This is a genomic window from Prescottella sp. D32, assembly GCF_037287305.1.
GTDB lineage: Bacteria > Actinomycetota > Actinomycetes > Mycobacteriales > Mycobacteriaceae > Prescottella > Prescottella equi.
The window spans coordinates 99196-111967 of the sequence record NZ_JARBSW010000004.1 but is presented as its reverse complement, the minus strand read 5'-3'; the positions used below and the strand labels follow the sequence as shown (position 1 = coordinate 111967).

The following is a 12772-nucleotide window of genomic DNA, read 5'->3' as shown; positions in this document are numbered from 1 at the left end:
ACAGATTATCTCCCGATGATGCAGCACATCGCCGCGACAGGAGTCCCTGTGTCCGATACAGCAAACCACCCCGCCGCGATCCGTCCCACCACCGCCGCGACACCCGCGCCGACATGCATCGTCACGGTCGTGCCGGCCCACGACGAACGCGAGCTTCTTCCCCGTTGCCTGCGAGCGCTGCAGAGGGCTGCACAGCGCTCGCCGGTGCCGGTGCACACCACGGTCGTACTCGACGCCTGCACGGACGACACCGCACTCGTCGTGCCCGCCGGGATCACCCTCGTGGAGCGGAGTCTGCGCAATGTCGGCGCCGCACGCGCCGCCGGCTTCGCCGCGAGCGGTCTCGTCGGCCGCCCCGACGTGTGGTTCTCGACCACCGATGCCGACTCCGTCGTCCCGGACTCCTGGTTCGTCGACCAACTCACCTACTGGGCCGACCACGACGCGATGGCCGGGACCGTGCGCGTCGACTGGGCCGCACACGACGGCGAGACCCGGCGCCGGTACGACGACGGCTATCGCCGCCGCCGCGGATCGGTCCACGGCCACGTACACGGCGCGAACCTCGGTGTCCGCGCGGACGTCTACCACGCGGTCGGGGGATTCCGGGCGCTGGCAACCGGAGAGGACGTCGACCTCGTGACCCGGCTGGGCAGCGCTGGTCATCGCGTCGCCTGGGACGAGCACACGGTCGTCACGACGTCGGATCGGCGTGACCCGCGGGCACCGCGCGGCTTCGGCGATCACCTTCTCTCCATCGCTGCCGGCCCCGGATCCACGGCGCCCACTCGTCGGGGTCCGGTCGGCCCGGCACTGTCCGTGGAGCAGCGATGACGCCGAGCGCGACGGCGGTGCATCCGACCGTCACCCCCGACGACGCGGCGCGGTGGCCCCTCCCCGGTTCCGGCCAGACGAGAAAGCGGTGGAGCGAACTGGCGGGCGCGGCCCGGCGAGACCTGGTGGGCGCTCGACTGCTCGAGGCGCACGCGGACGCGGTCGCCATCCTGGCGGAACTGCACGGGCCGTCACCGCGGCCCGGAGAACTGTGGGGCGTGTGGGCCGCCGAACCGCCGGCGCCTGCGCTGACGGCGCGCGCGACCGACGGCGGATACGTGCTCGACGGCAGGAAGCTGTGGTGCTCCGGCGCTCACTCCTGCACGCACGCACTGGTGACGGCACGGACGGACAGCGGGCGCGCCCTGTTCGCGGTGGACCTGCGCGGCCCGGGCAGCGCCGCCGTCCCCGATACGTGGCACGCGGTCGGGATGGGTGCCAGCGACTCCGGCGCGGTGGACTTCGTCGGCACCCCCGCCGTCCGGATCGGTGAGCCCGGCGCGTACCTCGACCGGCCCGGCTTCTGGCACGGTGCGATCGGCGTGGCCGCCTGCTGGTACGGCGGCGCGGTGGCGGTCGCGGACGAGCTCCGACGGCGCGTGGGTGACGACCCGTTCCGGCTCGCCCATCTGGGCGCCGTCGATGCCGCGCTGTACGCGGCGCACTGTGTGCTGGACGTCGCGGCGGAGGAATTGGACCGCGATCCTACCGACGGACGAGCAGCCCACGTCCGCGCGCGCCGCGTCCGCGCGGTGATCGAGGCGGCCGCGACGGAGACCGTCGACCGGGTGGGACGCGCCCTCGGCGCGGGCCCGCTGTGCAGCGACCGAAGCCATGCGCAACTGGTCGCCGACCTGACCGTCTACCTCCGGCAGAGCCATGCCGAACACGACCTCGCCGATCTGGGCTCCGCCCTCTCTCGCCCGGAAAGGACCATCCCGTGACCACCGACTCACACACTCGTTCACCCCGTGCCGCCACCGCACGCTTCGCCGCCGAACCGATCGAATCCGGCGGTACCCCGGAATCGGTGTGGTCCGGGAACACCGCCTTCCCTCACCTCGACGTCCACACCTGCCCCGAGTTGCTCGTCGTCGCGCCGCACCCGGACGACGAGGTCCTCGGTGTCGGCGCGCTCGCGTCGGAACTCGCGGCCCGCGGCGTCCCGGTCTCGATACTGTCCGTCACCGACGGTGAGGCGTCCCACCCCGATTCGCCGACCGTGACTCCCACCGAGCTCGCCGAGCGGCGGCGGACCGAATCGCTCCGTGCCGCGGACCGGTTGGGATTGCCCGCCGCGACACCCCTGGGCCTGCCCGACGGTCGTGTCGCCGACCACGAGACGGACCTCGCGACGACCATCGCCGGACACCTGCGGCCCGGCGCCTGGTGCGCCGCGCCGTTCCGGCACGACGGGCACCCCGACCACGAGGCCGCGGGGCGGGCCGCCGCAGACGCTGCCCGACGCTCGGGTGCGGTGCTGATCGAGTATCCGGTGTGGTTGTGGCACTGGTCGCGCCCCGGCGATCCGTCCGTGCCGTGGCACCGGGCCCGGACCTTCCACCCGACGCGGCACCGGCAGCGATGCAAGCGGGACGCGGTGTCGGAGTTCATCTCTCAGATCACCGACCTCTCCCCCGCGCCGGCCGACCGGGCCATCCTGCCGCGCCACGTGCTCGACCGGCTGTTGCGCGACCACGAGACGGTGTTCGTCCCGTGAACCGCCTCTCCGACGACTACTTCGCCGACATGTACTCGCAGTCCCCGGACCCCTGGGAGTTCGACGAGCGGTGGTACGAGGAACGCAAGCGCGCCCTCACCGCCGCGGTTCTGCCCCGCAGACGATTCCGGTCGGCGTTCGAGCCGGGGTGTTCCATCGGCAATCTCACCGAGGTGCTGGCCGGCCGCTGCGACCACGTTCTCGCAACCGACGTCGTCGACGACGTCCTGGCACGCGCGCGGGTGCGGCTCGCGGGTGCCGCCGTCACGTTCCGGCGCTGGGCCCTGGGAGATCCCTGGCCGGCCGGCTCGTTCGATCTGGTGGTGTTGAGCGAGGTCGCATACTACCTGTCGCCCGAGGCACTGCACCGGACGCTGGACGAGCTGGACGACCATCTGACCGACGACGGCGTGATCGTCGCCGTGCACTGGCGGCACCCGGTGCCGGACTATCCGCAGACCGGCGACGCCGTCCACGACGCTCTCGCCGCCCGGCCCGGACTGGTCCGCACAGCGCGCTACGCCGACCCGGACGTTCTGATCGAGACGTTCGAACCGGCGAGCGCTGACCCCGCCTCCGTCGCCGCCCGCGAAGGGCTGGTCGGATGACCCACCGCCCGCGCGCGTCGCCCCCGCACCGCACACCACGACCGAGATTCACCGACGACAAGGAGATTCGATCATGAACAAGATGACCGCGAAGGCTCTGTACAAGCCGCTGTCCCTCGCCACGGGTGTGCTCGGCGGCATCCTGGCCGGGGCCGCCTTCCGTCAGATCTGGAAGCGGGTCGGGGACGACGACAACGCCCCCGACCCCAAGGACCTCGCCCGCTCCAACCGCGAGGTCCTCGTCGCCGCAGCCCTGCAGGGCGCCGTGTTCGCCGTCGTCAAGGCCGCCGTCGACCGGGCCGGAGCGAAGGGCTACCGCGCGCTGACGAACTGACCGCGCCGCCGCCGGCCCCGGATCAGCTCTCCAGGGGCCGGCGCAGCGCCGCCATGAACATCGCGTCCGTGCCGTGCCGGTGCGGCCACAACTGGACGCCCGGACCGTCACCCAGGTTCGGCACCCCGGGCACCAACTCGCGCGTGTCGAGCGCGACCGCGCCGTGACGCCGGACCGCGTCCGCAACCACCGCGACCGTCTCGGACACGTGCGGTGAGCACGTCGAGTACAGCACCACGCCGCCGGGCCGGACCAACTGCAAAGCCGACGCCAACAGCTCCCGCTGCAGCTTCACCAGGCCGGACACGTCCGACGGTTGCCGCCGCCACCGGGCCTCCGGACGCCGGCGCAGCGCACCCAGGCCGGTACACGGCGCGTCGACGAGGATCCGGTCGTACCCGCCGTCGAGTCCGGGCTCGCGACCGTCCGCGACGTGCACGTCGACGGGTAGATCGCGGGTGGTCTTACGCACCAGGTCCGCCCGGTGCTCGGACGGCTCCACCGCGTCGAGCCGGCCACCGTCGATGCCGACGAGCGCCCCGAGCAGGGCCGCCTTCCCGCCGGGCCCGGCACACAGGTCGAGCCACCGGCCGGTGTCGGGTCCCTCCAACGGCGCCAGCGTCAGTGCGCGAGCGACCAGCTGGCTGCCCTCGTCCTGAACACCGGCCAACCCTTCGCGCACGGCGTCGAGCAGACCGGGATCGCCACCGTCGAGGTGCACCGCGTACGGCGAGTACGGGCCCACCTCACCTCCCGTGACCAGCGCCAGTTCCTCTGCCGAGATCTCACCCGGCCGCGCGACCAGATGGACTCCCGGCCGAGCGTCGTCGGCGACCAGCACGTCCTTCAGCTCGGCGGCGTCGGCGCCGAGCGAGTCGGCGAACGCCTGCGCGATCCACTTGGGGTGCGCGTAGCGGAATGCCAGGTGCCCCACCGGGTCGGCGACGGCGTCCGGGGCCAGGCGGGCGACCCACTCGTCCTCGGTCTTCTCGGACACCCGGCGCAGTACCGCGTTGACGAAGCCCGCCTTGCCCGGGCCGGCTTCGGCGCGCACGAGGTCCACCGATGTCGCGACCGCCGCGTGCGGCGCGATGCGAGTGCGCAGCAGCTGGTACGCACCGAGCTCGAGGACGTCGAGCAGGGGTCCGTCGATCTCCTCGACGGGTCTGCCCGCACATTCGGCGATCACCGCGTCGAGCAGGCCGCGGGCCCGGGCGGCGCCGTACGCGAGTTCGGTGGCCAGCGCGGCATCGCGTCCGTCGAGGCGTCGTTCCCGAAGCAGGCCCGGCAGAACCAGGTTCGCGTACGCGTCGCGCTCACGGACCGCACGCAACACGTCGCGCGCCGCGCGCCGCGGCTGGTCGATCGAGGCCTGGGCAGCGTCCGGACGACGAGCCTGCTTGGGCCGCTCGTTACGCCGCCCCTGTCCGGTGGGACGCCCGCTCCGACTGCGCGCTCCCTGGCCACCGGATCCTCCGGATCGGCGTGCCGGTCGCTTCTCGTCGCTCACTGTGCCCGAACCTCTCCGTCGAGACGCGCACCACGCGCCCAGTCCACCGCCGCCATCTGCTTCTTGCCCTGCGGCTGCACCTGATCGAGCCGGACCGCGGTGGTCGACGTCCCGACGTAGAAGCCGTCCTTGCGGATCTCGATCCGGCCGGGCGGCAGGGAGTCCTGGGCCAGTGTCACGGGCCCGATCTTCACCCGGAGATCACCGATCATGGTCCATGCACCGGGTGTCGGGGTCACCGAACGCACGTGGCGGTGCACCGCCAGCGCGGGCTGATCCCACCGGATCCGCGCCGACTCGACCGACACCTTGGGCGCGTGGGAGACACCCTCGCGGGGCTGCGGAACCGCCTGCAGCGCACCGTCCTCGACGCCGTCGAGCACGCTCTCGAGCAGAATCGCACCGCTCTCCGAGAGCCGGGCGAGCAGCGCGCCCGCCGTGTCGGTGGTGCGAATGGCTTCCGTCACCACCCCGTACACGGGCCCGGTGTCCATGCCCTCGTCGAGAGCGAACACCGTCGCGCCGGTCATCTCGTCCCCGGCGTTGATGGCAGCCTGCACGGGCGCCGCTCCCCGCCACGCGGGCAGCAACGAGAAGTGCAGGTTCATCCACCCGAACCGGGGGACGTCGAGCACCGGACGCGGCAGCAGGTTCCCGTACGCGACGACCGGGCAGGCGTCCGGAGCGAGCTCCTGCAATCGGGCCAGGAACTCCGGGTCCGACGCCGACTTCGGGGTGAGCACCTCGATGCCGTGTTCGTCGGCGAGCTGACCGATCGGCGAACGCACCAGCTTGCGGCCCCGGCCGGCGACGGCGTCGGGCCGAGTGACGACGGCGACCACCTCGTGCCGCTCGGATTCGATCAGCCGTCGCAGCGACGGCACGGCCGGTTCCGGTGTCCCGGCGAAGACGATCCGCATCAGCACCGAACCTCCCTGCACGGAGGACGGGTGGTCACACAGTTCACGAGGGCGGCTCCCGGAGCATCGAATCCCGGCGGCGCCGGAAGAGGGTTCACCCCGCGATTCTACGGAGCACTCTCCTCGCCGGTCAGCGCCGCCTGCACGCGCGCGGTGTCGGCGTCGGTCCACCTCTCGGGCTGCAGGATCCGCGCCCAGATCCCGGCCGCCTCCGGCCCGTACGAATGCCCGTGGCCGTCCGGGACGTCCGCGGAGAACACCATGTCGAGTGTCACCTGCCAGAAGGTCACGAACGGCATCCACGTCATGTTCGGATCCACGTCGCGACCGCGCGGTTCCCTCAGCCAGTCGGGCTCGTTGAACAGCAGGCTCGGCGACCACCACACGATCGGGTCGCTCGCGTGCTGCCAGTACACGATCCGCCGTGGCTTCCACGGTGTGCCGAGGTCGAGGTCCTCCGGATCGGATGCGAACCGAACCGACGCCCCGTCCCCGACGACGGGCAGGATCTCGGGCGAGCCGGGATCGCGGGCCGCGGTCACCTCCTGCCATTGCGGGGTGAAGTTCGGGGTCCCCACCCACAGGCCCCCGTCGACGCGTGCGGCCATGTCCTGGAAACCCGCGAACGCGTTCTGGCCGCCGTAGGACCCGAGGCTCTCGCCGAACACGACGAGTTTGGGCCGCGTCTCGACGGGCAGGTCGATCCACCGGGCGAACACGGCGTTGAAGAGCGCGCGCCCGGCGATCTGCGGGCTCTCCCGGTCCGCGATGAACGCCAGCGGGCTCGGCAGGAACGAGTACTGCATCGACGCGATGGCGGTGTCGCCGCCCTCGATGTACTCGAGCGACGACGCCACGCTCTGATTCACCCAGCCGCGGCCCGTGGTGGTGTTGACCGCCAGGACCTTCCGCTCCCACGCCTTCGTCCGGTCGAGCTCGGCGACCACCAGGTTCGCCACCGCGGGCACGGATTCGGCCGACTCCCGGCCGGCGTAGACCCGGATCGGCTCCTTCGCGGGACGACCGGTGACCGCGGCGATCGCGGCCGCGCCCGGGCCGCGCCCGACGAACGTGCGCCCCTCCTGACCGAGGGTGTCCCACGCCTGCGCGGACGCCGGCGACCCACTTCGCTCCGGGACCGTCGGCTGCTCGACGCCCGGCGCGGTGGCGGTGTCGGCTCCCGAGAAGCTCCAGTTGGCGAACGCGACGAGCCCGTTGTAGAGCGCGCCGTTGACGAGGAGGACGGCCAGCACGACCGCGACCGCCAGGCCTGCGACGTTGGCGGCGGGCCGGGGAATCACCCGCCGGGCCAACGCGGCGAGCTCGCGGGTCCCGGCCCGGACACCGCGGCCGGCCTCGAGCAGCACGAACCAGACCACGAGCGCGATGAGGAACACCAGCAGGACGTTCGCCTGATTGGTGCGCTCGATGCCGACGAGGTCGCGGACGTAGTTCTGCCACACCCCACCGAGCACCAGGAAGACGGGGACGAGGATCACGGTCGCCGCAGCGAGGATCCACCAGCCGATCCGCTGGGTGCGCGCCGACCACGCCGGTTGCACGCCGCACGAACGCACGACCCATGCGGCGAGACAACCGAAGCCGTAGCCGGCGGCGACGGAGATACCGGTCGCCACCCCCTGCAGATACCAGGCGCGGGGCAGGAGGGACGGGCTGATCGACCACGTGAAGAGCACGAGTGCGACCGCGAGTCCCACCGGGTGCAGTCCACGCCCGTACTCCCGCATCCGCCGCACGGCACGACGGCTCACAGACGGGGTGCCGACACCGTCGTCGGGTGCGTGCGCGGTGCCGTCGGCACCATCCGCACCCGGCTCGGATGCCCGGATAGCTGCTGTCATGGCCGGAACGATAAGGCCTCGACACCGGATCGAGGCCGCAATCTCGACGTACCCGCCGTGTCCTGCGCTCTACTGCGGGTACGAATCCTGACCGTAACCCAGCGTGTGGAGGTCGACATGACGGGAATCGCAAGCAAGTTCGACAAGGCCTTCGAATCACGCTCGGTGGACGACCTCGCCGACGCCCCGGTCTCGTCGCTGCGGGGAGTCAGCGACTCCGACGCCGAACACCTCCTGGCCGCCTTCGGCATCCGGACCGTACGGGACCTGGGCACCAACAAGTTCTTCCTGTGCGCGCAGGCCGTGGCGACACTCGCCGACTGACTGCCGTTCCGGCGGAACTGTCAGGAATTGCTGACGATGATCATGTCGAGGATCCCGGTGCCCAGCGGGACCGGACGGCACGGCGGCGCCGGCGCGCTCGGGTCGAGTGCGCGCACGACCAGACCGAGCGCGAACGGGTCGTACACCATGTTGAAATGACCGCCCCGGTTCTCGGCGCACAGGTCCTGGATCAGCAGATTCGTCGCGCCCGGATCTCGCAATGCGATGTTGGTGTGGGGTTGGATCATCTCGTCGTAGCGAGAGCCGACGGTGGTGTATCGGACGCCGGGCACGGTGTCGCCACCGGCGTTGAGGGCGGCGAGGAAGGGCGATCCCTGCATTTGCTGGCTGATCGCTTCCGAGGTGAGCCACTCGACGATCCGTTCGGGGCGCGGCACCAGTTTGAGCAGAGTCACGATGCCGTACATGTTCCCGCCGTAGGTGGGCGACGCGACGCCCACCCAGCGATCGACTGCGGCGCTGCCCCCGAGCCGGTTGACGTAGTAGCGGGCGACGGTGGCGCCCTGCGAGTACCCGACCAGGTCGACCTTCGCGGCCGCCGTCGCCGCACGTACCCGGTCGACGAACGCGCCGACCTCCGCGGCGCTGAGCGCCATGTCGCCCCGCGCGTACTTGCCGGGCTTGCCGTCCGAACCGTAGTTGAGCGTGAACACGCACATGCCGCGGTCGGCGAGCATCGGTGACAGCGCCGCCCAGTCGGTGTACGAGTCGGAATCGCTGCCGTGGACGAGAACCACCGGATTCGGGTGTGCAGGTGCCGGGCGGCACGTGAAGTCGTTCGAGCCGGGAGGTGCCGTATCAGGATGATCCTCGGCGTACCTCAGCGCCGCCGCGTGCCGGGTCTGTACCGGCCCGGGGTCCACGGGGACGACGTAGGCGGGATGGTCGGTGGCGGTGCCGATCGGGTCCGCAGCGGCGGTCGCGCCCCAGCCCCCGGCACCGACCGCGAGGGCGACACCCACCGTCGCCGCGACCATTCGCATCGTTCGGTTCATGCGCACCTCCCCGACCGGACCTGTTCGAGTGTGTCTATCAAGATCGTTGCGGTGGCGGCGTATCGCAGACCGGTGGATGAGATCACGATCGTGGAACGACTGCCGCACGGCGGCGTTCGAACCGGCAGCGCCGCGGACGTGATGCAATAAGGCCACTGCGCGAGAGAATCAGGGGCACTGATGACCATCGTGGACAACGCGGTCTACGTCGACGGCACGCGGGTGGACACGCCGAAGTCGCTCGACTGTACGTACCGCAGCATGCGCGAGCACGACGGCATGGCCTGGATCGGCCTGTACCGGCCGGACGCGGCCGAGGTCGATTCGCTCGCTCGTGAATTCGGTCTGCATCACCTCGCGGTGGAGGACACGATCGCGGCGCACCAGCGCCCCAAGCTCGAGCGCTACGACACCACCCTGTTCGTGGTGCTCCGCCCTGCCCGCTATCTGGACGACGTCGAGAAGGTCGAGTTCGGCGAGGTACACGTCTTCGTCGGACCGGATTTCGTGGTCACCATCCGGCACGCCGAGTCGCCCGACCTGGCGCAGGTCCGACGTCGGCTCGAAGCCTCCCCCGACCTGCTGAAGTTGGGCCCCGAGGCGGTCCTCTACGCAATCCTGGACCAGATCGTCGACGAGTACCTGCCCGTCGCCGCGGGACTCGAGAACGACATCGACGAGATCGAGAATCAGGTCTTCACCGGTGATCCGGCGGTGGCCAGGCGCATCTACGACCTCTCCGGCGAGGTCATCGACTTCCAGCGCGCCACCCATCCGCTCGTGTCGATCCTCGAGGCCCTCGAACGCGGATCCGACAAGTATCACGTCGAACTCGAACTTCGTCGGCATCTGCGTGACGTCCTGGACCACACCCTGCGGATCGTCGAGCGCGCCGACTCGTCCCGTGCCCATCTGCAGACGGCCCTGACGGTGCACGCCACCCTGGTGGCGCAGCAGCAGAACGAGGAGATGCGCCGTCTGACGCTGACGAGCCTCACCCAGAACGAGGAAGTCAAGAAGATCTCGGCCTGGGCTGCAATCCTTTTCGCGCCTACGTTGGTCGGCACGGTGTACGGGATGAACTTCCAGAACATGCCCGAACTCGGCTGGCAATTCGGCTATCCGATAGCCGTCCTGCTCATGGTCGCGACCTCCGTGACGCTGTATTTCGTCTTCAAACGCCAACACTGGCTCTGACCCGAGACGTTGCCGGTGAGCGGGATCACATCTGCCGGCGACGCGGCGCGTGCCCTACCGTGCCGACATGATCAAAGCCGTTGCGCTACTGGCCCGTAAGCCGGAACTCACCCACGCCGAGTTCGTCGAATACTACGAGAACAATCACGCCGAGCTGATCCGGCGCCTGCTGCCGCAGATCGGCGAGTACCGCCGCAACTACCTCGACCGCGGCAACACGCTGGGCGCGGCCGGCGCGCCCGACCCGGACTTCGACGTGATCAGTGAGTTCGTGTTCGCCGACCGGGAGGCGTACGAGGCGATGATCGCCACCCATGCGCGCCCCGAGGTGGCCGCGGCGATCGAGGCCGACGAGGAGAAGTTCCTCGACCGCTCACGTAACCGGATGTACATCGTCGAGGTCCACGAGAGCTAGCCGATGCGCAGCGGGTCCACCTGCACCCGCACCGGACCTACCGACCGGCGGGCGCTCCGCACTGCCCGCGCCTCGGCCAAGGCCTTCGCGAGCGCCCGCCCGTCGGCACGGGGAACCCGCACCAGCATTCGCTCCACGTCCTCGGGTTCCGGCTCGTCACTCGAGAACGGCAGACGCTCACCGGGCGGCAAGGGCACCGGTCCGAGTACCTCGGCCGACTCGGGCAGCGCCGCGAGCTCGAGGATCTCCCCGATCGACGCGACCGTCCCGTCGATCGCCGCGAGGTGCACGGCCGGAGGGAACCCGACCTCGGCCCGTTCCTCGAGTTGCCCGCGGGCGTGCCACACCGGGTCCCAGCGCACCAGCGCCTGCACGGTGGGTATCCCGGAATCGGCGACCACCACGACCTGTCCCCCGTCGCCGTGCGGCCGCACCAGCGCCGACGCCGTCATCCACCGGCGCAGCGTCTCCTCGGCGGCGCGCAGATCCGCCCGGCCGAGCAGTGCCCAACCGTCGAGCAGCAGCGCCGCGCCGTAGCCGCCCGGCATCACCGGCTCCGCGCCCACGGTCGACACCACCAGCTTGGGCCCGGGCGAGATCTCGGCCTTGACGTCGGATCCCCCCGACGTGTGCACCGCGATCCCCGCGAACGCCCGGCCCAGTTCCTCCGCGGTACGACCGGCGCCGACGACCACCGCCCGCAGCGCCCGGGCGCCGCACGCGTGGCAGCGATGGTTGGTGTCGGCCACACCGCACCACTTGCAGGTCGGCGAGCCCGCACCGTCCGGCCCGGCCGCCGCGGGCAGCGCCAGCGGACCGTTGCAGCGACGGCATCGTGCAGGCGCCCGGCACTTGGCGCACGCGAGCGAGGGGACGTAGCCGCGCCGCGGAACCTGGACCAGCACACCGTGTCCCGCGGCAAGCGCCTGACGGGCCGCCGCGAAGGCGATGCCCGGCAGCCGGGCGGCGCGGGCCCCGGGATCGCGAGCCAGCGCATGGTCGCTGTCCGCGAGCGCGGTGATCATCGGTGCCCGCGCCCGCACGACGTCGCGCGCCGCCACGAGGTCGTGCGCCCACCCGGAGTCGACGAGGGCCTGCGCCTCCGCCGTCCGGGCGTGACCCGCGATCACCACGGCGCATCCGGTGGAATGGGCCCGCAGCAACGCGACCTCCCGCGCATGCGGGTACGGCGACCGTGGCTCCGACAGGCTGCTGTCGCCGTCGTCCCACACCACGACGAGGCCGATGTCCGGCGTCGGGGCGAAGACCGAGGCGCGGGTCCCCACGACGATCCGCGCAGTGCCCCGCAGGGCGGCGAGCCAGCGGCGGTACCGCGCTGCCGGACCGAGCCCGGCCGCGAGTCCCACGACATGATCTGCGCCGACCACGCTTTCGCACGCCGCGAGCAGTCGGTCGAGATCGCGCTGATCGGGCACCACGAGGATCACGCCGCGGCCCGTCGCGGCGACGACACCGGCCAGCTCGGCCAACCGCGTCGTCCAGTCCTCACCGGGAAGGGCCTGCCACGCGGCGCGCGGCCCGCGCCCCGCCTCGAGTGCCTCCAGGAAGTTGATGCCGTGGGTGTACGCCGACCACGCCTCCCGATCCGCCTTCGGCGGCTCGGGGACCGGGCGGGGCGTCCACTCCTCGGACTCGACCTTCGCGTGCCGCGGTGGAACCGCGAGACGCAGGACGTCGGTCCGCGTCCCGGCGTAGCGCTGGGCGACGGCGTCGACCAGATCCCGCACCTCCGCGGTCAGGACGGGTTCGGCGGACACGACCCGGTCCAGCCAGCCGAGCTTGCCGGGGTGCTCGCTGGATTCGATCCGTTCGAGGAGATAGCCGTCGACCAGACGACCGGAGAACCTCACCCGCACCCGCACGCCGGGCTGCGCCTGATCGTCGAGCTCCGCAGGAATCAGGTAGTCGAATTCCCGGTCCAGGTGCGCAACAGGAAGCAGCGGCAGCACTCGCGCCACGGGCGCGTGTGCTGCCGCTGTCTTGTCGGTGCCGGTCAGCGAACCGATCTCTC

At 71.3% G+C, this 12772-nt stretch carries 13 protein-coding genes; 8 read left to right on the top strand and 5 right to left on the bottom strand.

Annotation, left to right across the window (positions count from 1 at the left end; genetic code table 11):
* The first annotated feature begins 48 nt into the window (after positions 1–48).
* The 5 genes from PSS76_RS17765 (at position 49) to PSS76_RS17745 (ending at position 3496) form a co-directional block, all read left to right on the top strand.
* On the top strand, positions 49–834 hold the full coding sequence (locus tag PSS76_RS17765) for a glycosyltransferase family 2 protein (RefSeq protein ID WP_037085297.1): 786 nt from the start codon (positions 49–51) through the stop codon (positions 832–834).
* On the top strand, positions 831–1778 hold the full coding sequence (locus tag PSS76_RS17760) for an acyl-CoA dehydrogenase family protein (RefSeq protein WP_084846062.1): 948 nt from the start codon (positions 831–833) through the stop codon (positions 1776–1778). The genes PSS76_RS17765 and PSS76_RS17760 overlap by 4 nt, the downstream gene beginning before the upstream one ends.
* Complete coding sequence (locus PSS76_RS17755; RefSeq protein ID WP_084846063.1) at positions 1775–2554, top strand: PIG-L deacetylase family protein; 780 nt, start codon at positions 1775–1777, stop codon at positions 2552–2554. Before PSS76_RS17760 ends, PSS76_RS17755 begins: the two co-directional genes overlap by 4 nt.
* Complete coding sequence (locus PSS76_RS17750) at positions 2551–3162, top strand: class I SAM-dependent DNA methyltransferase (RefSeq protein ID WP_013415928.1); 612 nt, start codon at positions 2551–2553, stop codon at positions 3160–3162. The genes PSS76_RS17755 and PSS76_RS17750 overlap by 4 nt, the downstream gene beginning before the upstream one ends.
* A 73-nt stretch (positions 3163–3235) precedes the next feature.
* On the top strand, positions 3236–3496 hold the full coding sequence (locus PSS76_RS17745) for a DUF4235 domain-containing protein (RefSeq protein ID WP_005513423.1): 261 nt from the start codon (positions 3236–3238) through the stop codon (positions 3494–3496).
* A gap of 22 nt (positions 3497–3518) precedes the next feature.
* Here the strand turns inward: PSS76_RS17745 and PSS76_RS17740 are convergent, their stop codons facing one another.
* From PSS76_RS17740 to PSS76_RS17730, 3 genes are all read right to left on the bottom strand, one after another.
* Entirely contained in the window at positions 3519–5006 is a 1488-nt protein-coding gene (locus PSS76_RS17740; protein WP_337456477.1) for an RsmB/NOP family class I SAM-dependent RNA methyltransferase, read from the bottom strand.
* Positions 5003–5926, bottom strand: coding sequence for a methionyl-tRNA formyltransferase (fmt, locus tag PSS76_RS17735; protein WP_005513425.1), 924 nt, complete (start codon positions 5924–5926; stop codon positions 5003–5005). The genes PSS76_RS17740 and fmt overlap by 4 nt, the downstream gene beginning before the upstream one ends.
* 107 nt (positions 5927–6033) lie before the next feature.
* Positions 6034–7674 (bottom strand): alpha/beta hydrolase, encoded by a 1641-nt coding sequence (locus tag PSS76_RS17730; RefSeq protein WP_064057893.1) that lies wholly within the window; start codon positions 7672–7674, stop codon positions 6034–6036.
* Positions 7675–7905: 231 nt separating this feature from the next.
* On the opposite strand from PSS76_RS17730, the gene PSS76_RS17725 reads away from it, so the two are divergent.
* Complete coding sequence (locus PSS76_RS17725) at positions 7906–8112, top strand: hypothetical protein (protein ID WP_064057892.1); 207 nt, start codon at positions 7906–7908, stop codon at positions 8110–8112.
* 20 nt (positions 8113–8132) lie between these two features.
* Here PSS76_RS17725 and PSS76_RS17720 read toward each other — a convergent pair whose 3' ends face one another.
* A complete protein-coding gene (locus PSS76_RS17720) occupies positions 8133–9128 on the bottom strand; it encodes an esterase/lipase family protein (protein ID WP_233285161.1) in 996 nt (331 codons plus the stop codon).
* A 180-nt stretch (positions 9129–9308) separates the two neighbouring features.
* Here PSS76_RS17720 and corA point away from each other — a divergent pair, with 180 nt between their 5' ends.
* Entirely contained in the window at positions 9309–10325 is a 1017-nt protein-coding gene (gene corA, locus PSS76_RS17715) for a magnesium/cobalt transporter CorA (protein WP_013415922.1), read from the top strand.
* A 67-nt stretch (positions 10326–10392) separates the two neighbouring features.
* Entirely contained in the window at positions 10393–10740 is a 348-nt protein-coding gene (locus PSS76_RS17710) for an EthD domain-containing protein (protein WP_064076854.1), read from the top strand.
* Here PSS76_RS17710 and PSS76_RS17705 read toward each other — a convergent pair.
* A complete protein-coding gene (locus tag PSS76_RS17705; RefSeq protein WP_174525762.1) occupies positions 10737–12758 on the bottom strand; it encodes a primosomal protein N' in 2022 nt (673 codons plus the stop codon). The two genes, PSS76_RS17710 and PSS76_RS17705, sit on opposite strands and share 4 nt — an antisense overlap.
* Between the last annotated feature and the right edge of the window lie 14 nt (positions 12759–12772).

Excerpts from the sequence above, each read along its gene's own strand:
- PSS76_RS17745 (WP_005513423.1), top strand. The coding sequence starts at position 3,236 with ATGAACAAGATGACCGCGAAGGCTCTGTACAAGCCGCTGTCCCTCGCC.
- PSS76_RS17730 (WP_064057893.1), bottom strand. The coding sequence starts at position 7,674 with ATGCGGGAGTACGGGCGTGGACTGCACCCGGTGGGACTCGCGGTCGCA.
- PSS76_RS17725 (WP_064057892.1), top strand. The coding sequence starts at position 7,906 with ATGACGGGAATCGCAAGCAAGTTCGACAAGGCCTTCGAATCACGCTCG.
- PSS76_RS17720 (WP_233285161.1), bottom strand. The coding sequence starts at position 9,128 with ATGAACCGAACGATGCGAATGGTCGCGGCGACGGTGGGTGTCGCCCTC.
- PSS76_RS17710 (WP_064076854.1), top strand. The coding sequence starts at position 10,393 with ATGATCAAAGCCGTTGCGCTACTGGCCCGTAAGCCGGAACTCACCCAC.
- corA (WP_013415922.1), top strand. The coding sequence starts at position 9,309 with ATGACCATCGTGGACAACGCGGTCTACGTCGACGGCACGCGGGTGGAC.
- PSS76_RS17760 (WP_084846062.1), top strand. The coding sequence starts at position 831 with ATGACGCCGAGCGCGACGGCGGTGCATCCGACCGTCACCCCCGACGAC.
- fmt (WP_005513425.1), bottom strand. The coding sequence starts at position 5,926 with ATGCGGATCGTCTTCGCCGGGACACCGGAACCGGCCGTGCCGTCGCTG.